Annotated in this window: 15 protein-coding genes; 4 read left to right on the top strand and 11 right to left on the bottom strand. The window is 43.9% G+C overall.

The features are described from left to right. Nucleotides 1-32 precede the first annotated feature (32 nt). Both AAEO56_RS13465 and AAEO56_RS13460 read left to right on the top strand, forming a co-directional pair. A complete protein-coding gene (locus AAEO56_RS13465; RefSeq protein ID WP_341697590.1) occupies nucleotides 33-1,934 on the top strand; it encodes a S9 family peptidase in 1,902 nt (633 codons plus the stop codon). A 77-nt stretch (nucleotides 1,935-2,011) separates the two neighbouring features. After that, nucleotides 2,012-3,211, top strand: a complete 1,200-nt coding sequence (locus tag AAEO56_RS13460) for a C1 family peptidase (protein WP_341697589.1) — start codon at nucleotides 2,012-2,014, stop codon at nucleotides 3,209-3,211. A gap of 57 nt (nucleotides 3,212-3,268) precedes the next feature. Here AAEO56_RS13460 and AAEO56_RS13455 read toward each other — a convergent pair whose 3' ends face one another. The 5 genes from AAEO56_RS13455 to AAEO56_RS13435 form a co-directional block, all read right to left on the bottom strand. Continuing rightward, nucleotides 3,269-3,667, bottom strand: coding sequence for a hypothetical protein (locus AAEO56_RS13455; RefSeq protein WP_341697588.1), 399 nt, complete (start codon nucleotides 3,665-3,667; stop codon nucleotides 3,269-3,271). A gap of 103 nt (nucleotides 3,668-3,770) precedes the next feature. Next, nucleotides 3,771-4,157, bottom strand: coding sequence for a hypothetical protein (locus AAEO56_RS13450; protein WP_341697587.1), 387 nt, complete (start codon nucleotides 4,155-4,157; stop codon nucleotides 3,771-3,773). Nucleotides 4,158-4,224: 67 nt separating this feature from the next. Further along, nucleotides 4,225-5,457, bottom strand: coding sequence for a serine hydrolase domain-containing protein (locus AAEO56_RS13445; protein ID WP_341697586.1), 1,233 nt, complete (start codon nucleotides 5,455-5,457; stop codon nucleotides 4,225-4,227). A 105-nt stretch (nucleotides 5,458-5,562) separates the two neighbouring features. Beyond that, complete coding sequence (locus AAEO56_RS13440; protein ID WP_341697585.1) at nucleotides 5,563-5,997, bottom strand: hypothetical protein; 435 nt, start codon at nucleotides 5,995-5,997, stop codon at nucleotides 5,563-5,565. Between the two features lie 27 nt (nucleotides 5,998-6,024). Then, complete coding sequence (locus AAEO56_RS13435; RefSeq protein ID WP_341697584.1) at nucleotides 6,025-6,405, bottom strand: hypothetical protein; 381 nt, start codon at nucleotides 6,403-6,405, stop codon at nucleotides 6,025-6,027. Between the two features lie 272 nt (nucleotides 6,406-6,677). Between AAEO56_RS13435 and AAEO56_RS13430 the strand changes: the two genes are divergently transcribed. Further along, a complete protein-coding gene (locus AAEO56_RS13430) occupies nucleotides 6,678-10,511 on the top strand; it encodes an ice-binding family protein (RefSeq protein ID WP_341697583.1) in 3,834 nt (1,277 codons plus the stop codon). A gap of 121 nt (nucleotides 10,512-10,632) precedes the next feature. On the opposite strand, the gene accC is transcribed toward AAEO56_RS13430, so the two are convergent. From accC to pdxA, 6 genes are all read right to left on the bottom strand, one after another. After that, complete coding sequence (gene accC, locus AAEO56_RS13425; protein ID WP_341697582.1) at nucleotides 10,633-11,979, bottom strand: acetyl-CoA carboxylase biotin carboxylase subunit; 1,347 nt, start codon at nucleotides 11,977-11,979, stop codon at nucleotides 10,633-10,635. A 129-nt stretch (nucleotides 11,980-12,108) separates the two neighbouring features. Then, complete coding sequence (gene accB / locus AAEO56_RS13420) at nucleotides 12,109-12,597, bottom strand: acetyl-CoA carboxylase biotin carboxyl carrier protein (protein ID WP_341697581.1); 489 nt, start codon at nucleotides 12,595-12,597, stop codon at nucleotides 12,109-12,111. A 25-nt stretch (nucleotides 12,598-12,622) separates the two neighbouring features. Continuing rightward, on the bottom strand, nucleotides 12,623-13,621 hold the full coding sequence (locus AAEO56_RS13415) for a beta-ketoacyl-ACP synthase III (RefSeq protein WP_341697580.1): 999 nt from the start codon (nucleotides 13,619-13,621) through the stop codon (nucleotides 12,623-12,625). A gap of 159 nt (nucleotides 13,622-13,780) precedes the next feature. Continuing rightward, nucleotides 13,781-13,975 carry a 50S ribosomal protein L32 gene (gene rpmF, locus AAEO56_RS13410; RefSeq protein ID WP_082482157.1) on the bottom strand — a complete coding sequence of 65 codons (195 nt, stop codon included), beginning with the start codon at nucleotides 13,973-13,975 and terminating at the stop codon, nucleotides 13,781-13,783. 13 nt (nucleotides 13,976-13,988) lie between these two features. Beyond that, nucleotides 13,989-14,528 carry a YceD family protein gene (locus AAEO56_RS13405; protein WP_341697579.1) on the bottom strand — a complete coding sequence of 180 codons (540 nt, stop codon included), beginning with the start codon at nucleotides 14,526-14,528 and terminating at the stop codon, nucleotides 13,989-13,991. A gap of 103 nt (nucleotides 14,529-14,631) precedes the next feature. Beyond that, nucleotides 14,632-15,696, bottom strand: coding sequence for a 4-hydroxythreonine-4-phosphate dehydrogenase PdxA (gene pdxA / locus AAEO56_RS13400; RefSeq protein WP_341697578.1), 1,065 nt, complete (start codon nucleotides 15,694-15,696; stop codon nucleotides 14,632-14,634). Nucleotides 15,697-15,749: 53 nt separating this feature from the next. Between pdxA and AAEO56_RS13395 the strand changes: the two genes are divergently transcribed. Further along, entirely contained in the window at nucleotides 15,750-16,340 is a 591-nt protein-coding gene (locus AAEO56_RS13395) for a riboflavin synthase (RefSeq protein ID WP_341697577.1), read from the top strand. The last annotated feature ends 145 nt before the right edge of the window (nucleotides 16,341-16,485 follow it).

Genomic DNA, 16,485 nt, shown 5'->3' with positions numbered 1-16,485 from the left:
TTTTGGTAAAGTTTTTATAACCAAATGATATTATGAAAAAAATTCTTCTATTAACCTTAAGCATCATGGGATTATCGGCTTCGGCACAACAGCACATGACGCCCGAACTGCTTTGGAAAGTGGGCAGGGTAAGCACCCTGGGCATCACCAAAGACGGGAAAAGCATTGTTTATAAAGTTTCGATCCCTAATGTTGCGGAAAACAAATCGGACTCAAAATTTTATACCATCCCTGTAGGCGGCGGCACTCCCGTTGAAACAAAGGATTATAAAGAGCTGCTGAAAGACAAGTATGTTTCGCCGGATGGCAAATGGCTGCTTTCACACAAAGAAATTAAAGTGGATAAAGTACTGGGAAAAGATCATTATCCTGAACTGGAAAAATCTACCGCGCAGGTATATGACGGCCTTGATTACCGCCACTGGGATACCTGGAACGACGGTACGCACAACCATGTAGGCTACGCACCCGTTGATAACAAAGACGGTTTTATCGACATCATGGCCAATGAGCCCTATGACTCGCCGCAAAAACCTTTCGGAGGTGAAGAAGATTATTGCTGGTCGCCCGACGGAAAGAGCATCATCTACGTTTCCAAGAAAAAAGCAGGTACGGCGTATGCTATCAGCACCAATACCGACTTGTACGAATACAATGTGGCTACGAAGCAAACCAAAAACCTAACGCCGAACAATCCGGGGTATGACACGAATCCTGCTTACTCTCCGCAGGGCGACCTTAGCTGGTTGCAGATGAAGCGTGACGGTTATGAAGCCGATAAGAACGATATAATAGTACGCTTTAAAGGCACCGACATTAACCTGACCGCAGGATGGGACGGGACCGTGGACAGCTTTACCTGGAGCCCTGACGGTAAGAAAGTATATTTTACTGCAGCGGTAGATGGAACCAAGCAGCTTTTTGAAGTGAACTTCCCTGGGCTTACTAAAATAGCAATTACCGTAAAACAGGTTACTGACGGTTATTTTGATGTCAACAGCATAGTAGATTTTACCGGTGATAAGGTGATCCTGGAAAGGGCTGACATGAACCACGCTACGGAAATTTTCAGCTACGACCTGAAAAAGAAAACGTGGATGCAGCTTAGCAAAGTGAATGATGCATTCTATGCAGGCATCAAATTAAGCAAAACCGAGAAGAGGTACGTTACCACTACCGATGGCAAAAAGATGCTGGTGTGGGTAATACTGCCTCCCGATTTTGATGCGAAAAAGAAATACCCTACCCTGCTGTACTGCCAGGGCGGGCCGCAAAGTGCGTTGACGCAATTCTATTCGTACCGCTGGAACTTCCAGGTGATGGCGGCACAGGGGTATATTGTAGTTGCGCCTAACCGCCGCGGTATGCCGGGACATGGCGTGGAGTGGAATGAAGCCATCAGTAAAGACTGGGGCGGGCAGGTGATAGACGACTACCTTTCGGCGATAGATGATGTTGCCAAAGAGCCGTATGTAGATAAAGCGCGGTTGGGAGCAGTTGGCGCAAGCTACGGAGGCTACTCGGTATTCTACCTTGCCGGTATACACAACAAGCGTTTTAAGACCTTTATAGCCCACGACGGTGTGTTCAACCTGCAAAGCATGTATGGCACTACTGAAGAGGTTTTCTTTACCAACTGGGACAGTGGCGGGCCGTATTGGGATAAAAATAATGCGGCTGCACAAAAAACCTATTCAAAATTCAACCCGATTGATAACGTAGCCAAATGGGATACGCCGATCCTGATTTACCAGGGCGGGACAGACTATCGTGTACCTATCGGGCAGGGCCAGGAGGCTTTCCAGGCGGCGCAGCTGAGGGGCATCAAAAGCAGGTTTGTATATTTCCCCGATGAGAACCACTGGGTACTAAAGCCTCAAAATGCTTTGGTGTGGCAAGGCGAATTTTTCAGGTGGCTTAAAGAAACATTATAGGAATCGCATAAATCGTTAAGGTTTTGTAAATTTTCTGTATTTTAGCACCTTGATTGAACGAAACTAAACAATAGACTATGTATAAATTTTCAGTAAAACCGTTTTTGGCAGCATCGCTGCTTGTAGCGGGAATGCAAGTGGGTTTTGCGCAGGATTACCTGGTAAACTCCCTTAAGAATAACCAAAGCGCAAACAGTAAAGATTCTTTCCAGTTTACCGACGTGATAAATATCGAGAACACCCCGGTAAAGAACCAGGGGTCGTCAGGTACCTGCTGGAGCTATTCGGCCAACTCTTTCCTGGAGTCGGAAATGATACGCATGGGCAAACAGCCTGTAGAGATCTCACAGATCTATACCGCCCGTAATGCCTATGTGGAAAAAGGCAAAAATTATGTAAGGATGCATGGCGCCATTACCCTTGGCGACGGTGGTGCACTGCATGATGTTATTAATATGTACCGCAAATATGGCGCGTTGCCGCAAAGTGTTTATACCGGGCTTAACTATGGCACTACCAGTAATAAGTTTGGCGAAATGGCTGCTATGGGCGAAGGCGTACTTCAGGCAGCCGTAAAAAATCCTAACGGCGATTTATCCCCTAACTGGATAAAAGCTTATACAGCGGTAATCGATACGTATCTGGGTGAAGTACCACAAAACTTTGACTACAAAGGAAAAAAATATACGCCACAGACTTTTGCAAAAGAAGTGATAGGCATCAATCCTGATGAGTATGTGGAAATATCTTCGCTAATGGAGCACCCGTACTACTCGAAATTTGTCCTTATGGTGCCGGACAACTGGTCGCTTGACCAGGTGTATAACGTAAAGATGAATGACCTTACCGACATTATAGACAATGCCCTTAAAAAAGGATATACTGTAGGCTGGGCAGGCGACGTAAGCGAAAAAGGCTTCAGTTGGAAAAACGGCGTAGCTTACATTCCTGCAAAGAACGCAGCAGACATGACTGCTGAAGAAAAAGAAAATATCTTTAAAGGGCCGCAGGCAGAAATGGAAATTACCGAAGATATGCGCCAGAAAGCATTCGATAACTACCAGACTACCGATGACCACGGTATGCACATTGTAGGCCTTAGCAAAGACCAAAACGGCAAAGAGTACTACATCGTGAAAAACTCATGGGGCGCTACCAACGATTATAAAGGCTACCTGTATATGAGCAAAAACTTTGTAAAGTATAAAACTACGGCTATCCTGCTTAACAAAGGCGGTATACCAAAAGAGCTTTCGAAAAAGATGGATATAAAATAATATCTATTATTTTTATAAAAAGGGATCCCGATAGCAAAACTATCGGGATCCCTTTTTTTATACATTGCTATTTTGCTTAAGCTTATCTAAAAAAAATTTAGCATCTTTCCGGTTGGCTTTTGAAACACTAATGCTTTTTTTCGACCCGTCAGCCATTATAATGGTTATCCGGTATTTTTTTTCGGCAAAAAAAACAGCAAGGCCAAAAATGGCAAGCATAGTACCTAATCCCATCAATCGAAGCAAGTTGTGCGTTGTCTTTTCCAGATAGATAAATAAAAAAACTGGTAATGGCAAAAAAAGCAACAGCAATGCTTTACGTGTAAGACGGGTATCAAAATTAACCGCCTTAATTTTCTCTATGGCAATTCTTTTTTCACCATTATCATAAGCAAAAACCACATCGTCAGCATATATTTTTCCACATGAATTGGAAAAAAGCGGCATATTCTCCATCTGCCAAAAGTAAAAGTGCCGGCATATTTATTCTCCTACTTTAACCTTTTGTTAAGTTAATGTTTACGCAAATATAAATCCCGCCTAAGCGGGATTTATACTTTTATTCTCTTGACTTCCTGCGTTCCCTCATTTTTTCCCTGTTCTCTGTTTTCATTACCAGGAATTCCTTGAACTGCTCATCAGTGAGTATAGTTTTCATTTTTTCATCCCTGGCGCTGTCCAGGTCCCTAAGCTTGCCCACTTTTTCGGCTCTGCCCTCTTCAGATGCCCTTAATCCCTGTGAAGCGCTGATAAATTCAAAATTCGCGTCATACGCTTTTTTATATTGGTCATCCGTAAGGGAGAACTTTTTCTTCATATTATCCGTAAGGAGTTTTGCTATCTTTTCGGGATCGCGGGCTTCGGCCTTACGGTCCTGCGCGGACATTGAAACAGTAAAAAAGAACAGCGCCACGATAAGGCCTGCTCCCTGCATTAATTTTTTCATTTTCTGATATTTAAAGGTTAACGGAATATAAAGATATAAAAACCATGCCAATGTAATACGATCAGATTTATTTATCGCTTTTGCCAATTGTGCCCATAGCATCCCAAACTGCATAGAAAGCGTCATTGCCGGGCTTGTCATCGATGTCGGTATTAATCATAAGAAAGCGGCCAATACCTGTTTCGGGGTCAAAAAACATAAGTGAAGATATCCCGGGATCGCCTCCGGTATGCCCGATATAACCTTTTGGGCTAAAGCCGATAAAAAGACCGGAGTTGTATTCGTCGCTAAATGGATTTTCGCTTTCACGGCCATCCATAAAACTTTTTGGGCCAAGGTAGCTTGTGTAAAACTGTTTGTAACTTTCAGCGGTGAGCAGCTTCCCATTACCTTTATAACCTTTTATAAGTTCCTGCAAATAGAGCGCCATGTCGTGTGCAGAAGTCACCAGACCGCCATCAGGATAAGTGATGCAGTGGTAAAACGGCAGTGGTACTTTTTTGCCAGTGTAAAGGTTAGACCTGTTACTGAATTCCTTTCCCCTTCCGTAAAAGCCTGAATCATCCATTTGCAGCGGCTTTAAGATATATTGTTCAACAAATGCATCATAAGGCATGCCTACCGCTTTTTCTACAACCAGGGCAGCCATCGTAGCGCCAAGGTTGCTGTACTCATAAAATTGCCCCGGCGCGAAACCTGTAAAGTTGTCCTCGGCATAGTACTTCCCTTCTTCCGAAAACAAACCACGCAGGAATTCTTCCATACCAATATTGGCTGAAGGCTGATTAAATTTTTGGGGATATCCTGTGGGAACCGCTTCCGAAGCATCATCAAGGATATAGGACCTGTCCATGTACTGGTAATTATCGTGGATGGACGAAGTGTGCGTGGCCAGCTGTTGTATCGTGATCTCTTTATCCGGAAATAAAGCGGGCTGTACTTTAAACGGCAGGTAATTATTTATCGGGTCGGATAGCCTCAGTTTTCCCATTTCCTGTGCCTTAAGCAGCGCTAAACCTATAAGTGTTTTTGACACTGAAGCTACCGGCTGGGTGGTTTGGGCGGTGTACTTTTCTCCGGAGCTAAGGTTAGAGGTGCCAAATCCGTTTTCATAAAGTACGCTGTCTTTATTTACCACGGCAACCGAAAAACCGGCAAAATATCCCTGTGCGGCAAGCGTGTGCAGCTTAGCGGTCAGCGAGTCGGCCGTAGGGTTAACAGGGACTTTAGCAGTTGCCGGATGTTTATCGCGGCAGGAAATACAGGAAAATACCAGGAAAATTATAAAAAGCTTATTCATATAAATTGGATTAATTAAAGCGAATGCATAAAAAATCCCGCCTTCGCGGGATGTATATGAAAACATTATAGGGCCAAAATACCCTACATCTCCCTGACAGAGTAATTAGTTTATTTTCTCGATCTTTTCAACGCTGATCTCACACCACTCCTTGCTGCCGCCCCATACTTCACCGGTTACCCGTATCTTGTCGCCCAGCTTTATCATCCCGCCTTTATCGTCGTAAATCTTTACATCGGCTTCGTCAAACCCTTCGTTAAGCGGCTCCATCATATTCTTTTTTTCACCGCTTTTGTTAGCTGTATAAATATGCAGCGCCGGTATCCTGTACTTTCCGGCCGGAGCCTCGAAAGCCATGGTTACAGAACCTCCTGTGGTATAAAAACTGTCCGGCAACTGTATAACGCCTTCTGTTGTTACCAAAACATCTTTATTCTCTTCGTTGCAGATATCCGATGCTTTTATAGCTACCGGCGCATCCGAACATGCGGCAGCCGAAAGCAGGGCTGTGGCCGCAATTACTTTAATAAATTTATTCATATTTAGATTGGTTGGTTTTCTTTTTCGTTACTGGTAAAATTCCCTGAATTTTTTGCCATACGCTGCTTTATTGGCCGTATAGGTTTTATACTGGGTTTCGGTAAGCACCGATTTTAATTTTGAATCCCTCTCATCAGTAAACATTTTTATCTTTTTGGCTTTCTCCGTTGCATTGGTCGTGCCTTTTTCGGCTTCTGCGGCTTTTTGAAGGAATGTCTTGTTGACATCCATCACTTTGGTGTACTGGCTGTCATTTAGCGCCAACTGCGACTTCATTTGCGTTGTAACAACTTTAGCGCCTTCAGTGGCTTTGTCTTTTTCCTGTGCTGTGGCTGCATTTGTCATTAGGACTATAAAAAACATTGTGCTTACCAGCGCTTTCACTGCCGTTTTGATCTTTGAGTTCATAATTATTGATTAATGATTTTATAGTGCAAGATAATTAAATAATAGTGCAAAAATCAAAATATAATATTGTCATGTTTGGAAACTATTAGTAATAATTCCCAAAAAAATGAAATATTCACAAAAAAATAAAGTTATTTATTAACTATTATAGCTAATATATGATTTTTTAAGACTTCCAATACATTATATTTTGTTAATTGGCAACTTATTGGGAGTTTTAAAGACCACCTTTACGCCCTTGCAGTACTTCAACTGCAATTAATTCACCTGAAATGAAAAAAACTTTATTAATTCTGTTTGGCTTTGCTTTACTGGCTTTTCCAAATTACAGTTTCTGCCAGGCGCCAGTTCTTGGCACCACAGCCAATTTTGCTTTATTCTCCTCAAATGGAGCGGTGAGCAATAATGGCCTGTCACATATTACCGGTAATGTTGGGACAAATAACGGATCAAGCACTGCTTTTGGCAATGTGAATGGCGTAATGCATGCCAATGATGGTGCGACTGTAACATCATCAGCAGACCTTCTGACGGCATACAACCAATTAGATGGTTCTATACCAACATTTTTTCCTGCCCCCCTTTTAGGGAACGGCCAGGTACTTAATGCCGGTAATTACTCGATTGGCGGAACAGCAACACTTGACGGCATATTAACGCTTAACGGTCAGGGAAATGCAAACGCAGTATTCATTATACAGATCGAGGGCGCATTTTCAAGCAGTGCAGCATCATCAGTAGTGCTGACAAACAATGCACAGGCATGTAATGTGTATTGGAAAGTAGAAGGACTTATTAGCCTGGCTTCGGGAACTTCCATGAAAGGCACAATGATCGCAAACAATGCTGCGATAGTAATGGGGTCCGGCGTATCGCTGGAAGGAAGGGCATTAACAACTACAGGGGCTATTACCGTTAACGGTGTTGAAATTCATACTCCGATAGGATGTGGAAGCCCGTTGCTTACAGGGCCTGCTGCTCCGGTTATGGGCACAGTAGCCTGTTATACATTGTTTTCTTCTACAGGGCAGGTTACGAATACAGGTGTATCTCATGTTATTGGCGATATAGGCACGAACTCGGGATTGACAACAGGATTTGACGCCCTGAATGTAACAGGGACTATACACGCTAATCCTGACACGTCTACTACACAAGCTGCTGCGGACTTAACTTCGCTTTATAATGCTATGAATGTATTAGCGCATGATATTGAATTGCTATATCCTGCACAATTTGGCAACGACCTGGTGCTGACGCCACATACCTACCTGCTTAATGCAGAAACGGTACTTACCAATAACATTATATTGGATGCCCAGGATAACGCTAACGCAATATTTGTGATTAAAATAAGCGGTGCCCTTACAACCAGCACCTACGCAAAAGTGATGCTGATAAATGGCGCACAGGCGAAAAATGTTTTCTGGAAGGTTACCGGAGCAGTAAACATTAATGATTACTCTGAATTTAAAGGCACACTTGTAAATAGTGGGGCGCTTATCCTTAATACAGGCACAATACTGGCAGGAAGGGCGCTTACTATAAATGGTTCCCTGACTACCACTGCTATAAATGCAGAAATGACTCCCGGCTGCGGAACTGTAGTTGTTCCGTGTACTGCACCTGCAGCACCGGTAGTAACTGCACAAAACTTTTGTACATCGGGAACAGTTGCACAGCTAACCGCTACAGGCGCTACAGGCGCTGTATTCAACTGGTACACTTCTCAAACTGCAGTAACGGCATTAACACCCGCAACGGCATTGACTACTGCGACCTATTATGTATCACAAACGGTTAATGATTGCGAAAGCATACGGGTTGGTGCAACAGTTACTATTACTCCCACACCGGCGGCACCAACAGTTGACAACACACAACAACTTTGTGCAGGCTCTACCGTTGCAGATCTTCAGGCAACAGGCGTTACAGGAAGTACCATTTCATGGTCGGCTACTGCCACAGGCGCAGCTTTGAATACTAACACCGTGCTTACAGCAGGAACCTATTTTGCAAGGCAGACTGTGGCTACATGCCAGAGTACAACAGCAATGGTTACCGTGACTATAAACACTACAGCTGTACCAACAGCCGACACGACACAGTCTTTCTGTGCAGGAGCTACTGTAGCAGACCTTTCAGCTAACGGCGCTTCAATGCAGTGGTCGCTTACCAATGGCGGAGCAGCATTGTCTAATTCAACTGTACTGGTTTCAGGAAATTACTTTGTCTCACAGACGGTAGGAGGATGCGAAAGCACCGGCCTTTCTGTTGCTGTGACTATCAACACTATCCCTGTAGCCCCAACAGTTGACAACACACAACAACTTTGTGCAGGCTCTACTGTTGCCGACCTTCAGGCAACGGGCGTCACCGGAAGTACCATTTCATGGTCGGCTACTGCAACGGGCGCAGCATTGAATGCTAACACTGTGCTTACAGCAGGAACTTACTTTGCAAGGCAAACTGTGGCTACGTGCCAAAGTACAACAGCAATGGTTACTGTAACTATAAACACTACAGCTGTACCAACAGCCGATACTACACAATCTTTCTGTGCAGGAGCTACTGTAGCAGACCTTTCAGCAACAGGTGCCTCAATGCAGTGGTCGCTTACTAATGGCGGTACTGCGTTGTCTAATTCGACTGTATTGGTTTCAGGAAATTACTTTGTATCACAGACGGTAGGAGGATGCGAAAGCAATGCCCTTAATGTTGCAGTGACTATCAACGCAATACCGGCTATGCCGATAGTTGACAACACACAACAACTTTGTGCAGGCTCAACTGTTGCCGATCTTGAAGCAACAGGCGTTACAGGAAGTACCATTTCATGGTCGGCTACTGCCACAGGCGCAGCATTGAATGCTAACACCGTACTTACAGCAGGAACCTACTTTGCAAGGCAAACGGTTACAACGTGCCAAAGCCCTGCGGCCCTGGTTAATGTGACTATAACCACCACAGCGGTACCAACAGCAGATACTACACAGTCTTTTTGTGCAGGAGCTACTGTTGCAGACCTGTCAGCTAACGGCGCTTCAATGCAGTGGTCACTTACTAATGGCGGTGCAGCATTGTCTAATTCAGCTGTATTAGTTTCAGGAAATTACTTTGTTTCACAGACAGTAGGAGGATGCGAAAGCAACGCACTTACTGTTGCGGTTACAATCAACGCTATACCGGCTATGCCGACAGTTGACAACACACAACAACTTTGTGCAGGCGCTACCGTTGCAGACCTTCAGGCAACAGGCGTCACCGGAAGTACCATTTCATGGTCGGCTACTGCCACAGGCGCAGCTTTGAATGCTAACACCGTACTTACAGCAGGAACCTACTTTGCAAGGCAGACTGTAGCTACGTGCCAAAGCCCTGCAGCCCTGGTTAATGTAACTATAAACACCACAGCGGTACCAACAGCCGATACAACACAGTCTTTTTGTGCAGGAGCTACTGTAGCTGACCTTTCAGCAACAGGCGCCTCAATGCAGTGGTCGCTTACCAATGGTGGTGCAGCGTTGTCCAATTCAGCTGTACTGGTTTCAGGGAATTACTTTGTTTCACAGACGGTAGGAGGATGCGAAAGCAACGCACTTACTGTTGCGGTTACAATCAACGCTATACCGGTTATGCCTACAGGGAACAGCATCCAGGATTTTAATACTGGAGAAACTGTTGGTGCTTTAGAAGTATCAGGCTCGAATGTAGTATGGTACATAATGACAGATGGCGAACTTGTAAGTATTCCAACGTCTACAGTCCTGACAGATGGTGAAACGTATTATGCTTCACAAATGGCCAATGGATGTGAAAGTGATTATTTTGAAGTTACTGCCAATGAACTTTTAGGAACAGTATCTTTTGACCTTAAGAAAATCATTGTTTACCCAAATCCTGTGACGGATATGCTAACTGTTTCTGGAGATGTAACAATTACAAATGTAGCTGTGTTTAATCTTTTAGGGCAGCAGGTACTACAACAGTCTTCTACAGAAAATACCGTTAAGGTAAATGTTGAGAACTTGGCCGCAGGGACTTACCTTCTGCAAGCGACCTCAGATAGTGGCAAAAATGCTTCATTTAAAATAGTGAAGCTATAAGCCAATAGCTTTATAAACTGAAAGTCCCTCGTAGCAATACGGGGGACTTTTTTATTCTGCCTTATGACTACAGCAGTAGTAATATTAAACAAGAAACCCCGACTTACGCCGGGGTTTCTCTTTATTGTGGGTCTTTCATATGAAAGCCTTCCATAAATTTAGTGGTATAGTTACCGGCTACATAATCCGGCTCGTCCATCAGCTGCCTGTGGAAAGGTATCGTTGTTTTGATGCCCTCGATCACAAACTCATCCAGTGCACGCTTCATCTTGTTGATAGCTTCCTGCCTCGTTTGTGCAGTAGTGATCAGCTTGGCGATCATGGAGTCGTAGTTTGGTGGAATTGTATAACCTGAATATACGTGGGTATCCAGCCTTACACCATGGCCTCCCGGCATGTGCAGGGTAGTAATTTTGCCCGGCGACGGCCTAAAGTCATTATAAGGGTCTTCCGCATTGATACGGCACTCGATAGAATGCAGCTGCGGCAGGTAGTTTTTGCCCGAAATCGGAATCCCGGCAGCTACCATTATCTGTTCGCGTATCAGGTCATAGTCTATTACCTGCTCGGTAATAGGGTGCTCTACCTGGATACGTGTATTCATTTCCATAAAGTAGAAGTTCCTGTGCTTGTCTACAAGGAATTCAACAGTACCGGCGCCTTCGTATTTAATGTATTCAGCAGCTTTTACAGCAGCAGCTCCCATTTTTTCGCGAAGCTCATCGGTCATGAATGGTGAAGGGGTTTCTTCGGTAAGTTTCTGGTGGCGGCGTTGTACCGAGCAGTCCCTTTCAGAAAGGTGGCATGCTTTACCAAAAGAATCGCCTACAACCTGTATCTCTATATGGCGCGGTTCCTCGATCAGTTTTTCCATATACATCCCATCGTTACCGAAAGATGCAGCCGCTTCCTGGCGCGCGCTTTCCCATGCTTTCAGGAGGTCTTCCTGTTTCCATACGGCACGCATACCTTTACCTCCGCCACCTGCTGTAGCTTTAAGCATAACAGGGTAGCCAAACTCTTTGGCCAGCTTTTCAGCATGCTCATACGAGTCAAGGAGGCCATCAGAACCGGGAACACAAGGTACGCCTGCGGCCTTCATAGTCGCTTTTGCTGTAGCCTTATCACCCATTTTGTCAATCATGTCCGGCGATGCACCGATGAATTTGATTCCGTGCTCCGAACATATTTTAGAGAACTTGGCGTTTTCAGATAAGAATCCGTAGCCTGGGTGTATGGCATCTGCATTCGTAATTTCCGCTGCAGCAATAATATTTGATATTTTCAGGTACGAAAGGTTGCTTGGCGGCGGGCCGATACATACGGCTTCGTCAGCAAACTTTACGTGAAGGCTTTCGGCATCAGCGGTTGAATATACCGCTACCGTTTTTATTCCCATTTCCCTGCAGGTCCTTATCACACGAAGTGCGATCTCTCCCCTGTTGGCAATAAGTATTTTTTTAAACATCTTTCTTACTATTTTAAATTTTGACCCGAGCCTGCAGGGCGAACCGAGCGAAGCTAATTATAAATTTTAAATCATTTTAATGGCCTCATCTTTCAATTCAGCAATTAAAATTCAACATTTAAAACAGATCTATGACGGATCTACTAAGAATAATGGCTGGTCGAACTCAACCGGTGAGGAATCGTCTACTAATACCTTAACAATCTTGCCTGATACTTCAGATTCAATTTCGTTAAACAGCTTCATAGCTTCGATAACACAAACCACGTCACCTTTAGATATCGTGCTTCCTACCTCTACAAAAACAGGTTTGTCCGGTGACGGCTTCCTGTATAATGTACCAATGATCGGCGATTTTATCGTAACATATTTAGAATTGTCATCTGCGGCAGGAGCAGCCGGGGCCTGTGTTGCTGCAGGGGCAGCCGGTGCGGCCGGAGACTGTTGTACCTGTGCCATTGGCTGGTTTACCGGTATGTGCTGAACGTATGCAGTGGCTTCAGCAGCAGCATCTGTAGTTTTAATGGTGATCTTAAAATCATCCATCTCGAGCTTAACTTCAGTAGCACCGGATTTTGCCACAAACTTGATCAGGTTTTGAATTTCTCTAATATCCATAATTTCCGAATTTTGTTTAGGTTGTTTATTTTTTGTCGTATGCCCATTTAAGGTAGATGGATCCCCATGTAAACCCGCCTCCGAAAGAAGCGAATATGAGGTTGTCCCCTTTTTTGAAAAGATGTTCAAAATCGTTTAAAAGCAAAGGCAGCGTTGCCGATGTGGTATTTCCGTACTTCTCAATATTCACAAGCACTTTTGCATCATCAAGGCCCATGCGCGACGATGTGGCATCGATAATCCTTTTGTTCGCCTGGTGCGATATAAGCCAGTCAACATCCTCATTAGTCAGGTTGTTCTTCTGCATGATCTTCTCGCTGATATCGGCCATGTTGGAAACCGCATATTTAAACACGGTCTTCCCGTCCTGGAAAACATAGTGCTGCCTGTTATCAATCGTTTCGTGTGAAGCCGGCAATAGCGACCCGCCCGCATCGATCTTCAGAAACTCACGGCCAATGCCGTCGCTCCTCAATATCTCATCCTGAAGCCCGAGCCCTTCGTAGTTAGGCTCAAACAATGCTGCGCCGGCACCATCTCCAAAGATGATGCAGGTAGCCCTGTCGGTATAATCTATAATGGATGACATTTTATCGGCGCCAATCACAAGTATTTTCTTGTAGCGCCCAGCCTGTATATAGGCTGCTGCTGTGCTCATGCCGTAAAGAAAGCTGGAGCATGCCGCCTGGAGGTCGTAAGCAAATGCATTGACTGCGCCTATTTGTGTAGCAACATATACGGCAGTCGCGGCAACCGGCAAATCCGGGGTTGTGGTGGCCAAAAGGACCATGTCAATCTCTTCGGGCTTTGTACCGCTTTTTTTAAGCAGGTCTTCGGCTGCTTTTATAGCTAAAAAGGATGTCCCTTTATCTTTATCTTTCAGAATGCGCCTTTCTTTAATCCCGGTGCGGCTTGTAATCCATTCATCATTAGTGTCAACCATCGTTTCAAGCAACTTATTGGAAAGCACAAAATCCGGAACATAGGCACCTACTGCTGTAATGGCGGCTGTTATTTTACTCATAGGATAAATTTTTCAATTCAGGTAAGGAATTTGAAAAGTGGTGGAAATTACAAAAAAAATATATACTGAATTGCAATTAGTTACCTTAATTTAAAAATAAATGGTCTTTAACAAAAAAACTCTCACGTTGTGAGAGTTTTACCCATGTATCTTAAATAATTAAGCAACAGCTTCCTGTTTGTCTATAACTACCTGGCCCCTGTAGTACATTTTGCCTTCATGCCAGTAAGCCCTGTGGTACAAATGTGCTTCGCCTGTTACAGGACATGTAGCAATTTGAGGAACAGATGCTTTATAATGTGTTCTTCTCTTATCTCTTCTTGTTTTCGAGGTTTTTCTCTTAGGATGTGCCATTTTCTATATTATTTTATCCGTTTAACAGTTTTTTTAATTCGTCCCAACGGGGATCTGTATTCTCTTTTTGTTCTTCTTTAATCTTATTTTCTTTCGGAGCAAGCTCGTTCAGTTTGTCTAATATTTCGGCATCCAGTGTGCCGTCTTTAATTCCGGGATGTACCCGTTTTGAAGGAACCGAAAGCACGATCATTTCGTAGATGTACTGTGCAACGTTAACCTGATATTCGCCATGCGGCAGAATAAGCATTTCGTCGTTATCGTCGTTATATTCATCGCCAAATTTTACAATAAGGCTCAACTTGCCTTTTACGGGCTGGTCAAAATCCTCATTTGACAAATCGCAAGGCACATTAACCGTACCTTTATGCTTAAAGCTGAGCTCCAGCATGGTGCTCTTCTTCTCCAAAACAAGATTTACTTTAATATTGACGTTGTTATATTCGTCAAAACCAAAGTCATCAAAGAACGTTTTATTAATTTCAAACTCAAACTGGTGCTTCCCCTGCTTCAACCCCACGAACGGGATTAAAAAATCTTTGTTCGCTTTCATCTCGCCAGTTTTTTTAATTTTTTTATCAAAAAAGGCTGCAACTCATTCATTACAACATATTTCGAGCGTGCAAAGATAGAAAATTATTGTAAATCTGAAACCGTTATGAATATTTTTTTTCTTCCTGCTTTTCCCTGATTTTCAAGGGGTTTTTAGTCAATTCCTTATAAACAGCCCTGTTTTGGTAAATATCCAGCGCCAGATAAACCGCTTCTTTAAACGAATTAAAATCTGCAACTCCTTTTCCTGCAATCTCATAAGCAGTGCCGTGATCGGGCGATGTACGCACTGCCTCAAGGCCTGCCGTGTAATTTACACCATTGCCAAAAGACAATGTTTTGAACGGTATAAGCCCCTGGTCATGGTAGGCCGCAATAACCGCATCATACTTTTCATATTGGCCGCTGCCAAAAAAACTATCTGCCGAAAATGGCCCAAAAACCATAACACCTTCCTCAAACAGTTTTTTAAGCGCCGGCTTTACCACTTCGTCATCCTCTTTGCCTATAACACCGTTATCGCCACTGTGCGGATTAACGCCAAGTACCGCAATTTTCGGCTTGCCGATGCCAAAATCCTGCTTTAAAGTTTTATTGATGGTGGTAAGTTTTTTTCTTATCAATGCTTCAGTCAGGTGTGCCGATACTTCATTAACAGGTATATGGTCGGTTAGCAGGCCTACGCGAAGGTTATCCTGTACCATCAGCATAAGCGAATCGCCTTCCAACTGCTCATTGAGGTAATCCGTATGTCCCGGGAATTTAAAATCTTCAGATTGTATATTGTGCTTGTTTATGGGCGCTGTAACCAGTACGTCAATATCGCCTTGTTTTAAGGCCGTAACTGCTTCGGTAAACGATTTGATTGCAAGCGACCCGGCCATCATGTCCTCTTTGCCAAACTCAACGTTAAAGCCTTCCTTCCAAACGTTAAGCACATTGATCTTGCCGATAACCATCTGGCTAATATTGTCAATACCATGCAGGTTACATGTAAGTTCCATGCTTTTTTTTACAAAAGACAGCGCTTTTACATTAGCAAAAATCACCGGCGTACAAAATTCCAGCATGCGGGTATCCTCAAAGGTCTTCAGGATCACTTCGCTCCCTATACCGTTCAGGTCGCCTACGGATATGCCTACAATTACATTTTCTGCCTTTTTTGTCATGGTGCTGATTATTGCTTAATTTTGGAGTTACAAATTTAGTAAAATTAATCAGCATGTTTACAGGAATTATTGAAACAGCGGGGACTATAAAACAAATAGTGCACGATAACAGCAATTATAACATAACCATTACCTCTGACATAACTCAGGAACTGAAAATAGACCAGAGCGTAGCCCATGATGGCGTGTGCCTCACAGTCGTATCTATTGACGGCAATAGCTATACCGTAACCGCAATAAAGGAGACTCTGGACAAGACCAACCTTAAGGGATGGCATGAGGGCGGTATCGTGAACCTGGAGCGTGCCATGAAGCTGGGCGACCGCCTGGACGGGCATATCGTACAGGGGCATGTAGACCAGACCGGCATCTGCAGTTCGGTAGAAGAGGTGGGCGGCAGTTGGTACTTTACCTTTGGGTATGACAAGTTCCAAAATAACATTACCATTGAGAAAGGCTCCATAACGGTAAATGGTGTAAGCCTTACGGTAGTCAACTCAAAGGAGCATGAATTCAGTGTGGCGATTATTCCGTATACCTATGAGCATACCAATTTTAAAAACATACAGCCGGGCACTATCGTCAATCTTGAATTTGATGTGATAGGGAAATATGTGGCGAGGCTGCAGGCATTGAGGAGTTGATTTGTCCGATGTCGGATGTCGGATGTCCGGGGTAGGAAGGTCTGAAGTTATGTTGTTGGGCGACAAACACCTTCTTTTGTCTTGAAACAAAAGAAGCAAAAGTTCAAGGCCGAGCTTCATTCATGCCGACCTCACTATCATGTCC

This window comes from Flavobacterium arundinis (assembly GCF_038289855.1).
Lineage (GTDB): Bacteria > Bacteroidota > Bacteroidia > Flavobacteriales > Flavobacteriaceae > Flavobacterium > Flavobacterium arundinis.
Note: the sequence above shows the minus strand (reverse complement) of the source record. Positions and strands in the feature narration are given on the sequence as shown.

Coding starts and splice junctions, on each gene's coding strand:
- AAEO56_RS13430 (WP_341697583.1), top strand. CDS start 6,678: ATGAAAAAAACTTTATTAATTCTGTTTGGCTTTGCTTTACTGGCTTTT.
- AAEO56_RS13445 (WP_341697586.1), bottom strand. CDS start 5,457: ATGAATAAGCTTTTTATAATTTTCCTGGTATTTTCCTGTATTTCCTGC.
- AAEO56_RS13465 (WP_341697590.1), top strand. CDS start 33: ATGAAAAAAATTCTTCTATTAACCTTAAGCATCATGGGATTATCGGCT.
- AAEO56_RS13405 (WP_341697579.1), bottom strand. CDS start 14,528: ATGAAAGCGAACAAAGATTTTTTAATCCCGTTCGTGGGGTTGAAGCAG.
- pdxA (WP_341697578.1), bottom strand. CDS start 15,696: ATGACAAAAAAGGCAGAAAATGTAATTGTAGGCATATCCGTAGGCGAC.
- AAEO56_RS13460 (WP_341697589.1), top strand. CDS start 2,012: ATGTATAAATTTTCAGTAAAACCGTTTTTGGCAGCATCGCTGCTTGTA.
- AAEO56_RS13435 (WP_341697584.1), bottom strand. CDS start 6,405: ATGAACTCAAAGATCAAAACGGCAGTGAAAGCGCTGGTAAGCACAATG.
- rpmF (WP_082482157.1), bottom strand. CDS start 13,975: ATGGCACATCCTAAGAGAAAAACCTCGAAAACAAGAAGAGATAAGAGA.
- AAEO56_RS13455 (WP_341697588.1), bottom strand. CDS start 3,667: ATGGAGAATATGCCGCTTTTTTCCAATTCATGTGGAAAAATATATGCT.
- accB (WP_341697581.1), bottom strand. CDS start 12,597: ATGGATATTAGAGAAATTCAAAACCTGATCAAGTTTGTGGCAAAATCC.
- AAEO56_RS13450 (WP_341697587.1), bottom strand. CDS start 4,157: ATGAAAAAATTAATGCAGGGAGCAGGCCTTATCGTGGCGCTGTTCTTT.
- AAEO56_RS13395 (WP_341697577.1), top strand. CDS start 15,750: ATGTTTACAGGAATTATTGAAACAGCGGGGACTATAAAACAAATAGTG.
- accC (WP_341697582.1), bottom strand. CDS start 11,979: ATGTTTAAAAAAATACTTATTGCCAACAGGGGAGAGATCGCACTTCGT.
- AAEO56_RS13415 (WP_341697580.1), bottom strand. CDS start 13,621: ATGAGTAAAATAACAGCCGCCATTACAGCAGTAGGTGCCTATGTTCCG.
- AAEO56_RS13440 (WP_341697585.1), bottom strand. CDS start 5,997: ATGAATAAATTTATTAAAGTAATTGCGGCCACAGCCCTGCTTTCGGCT.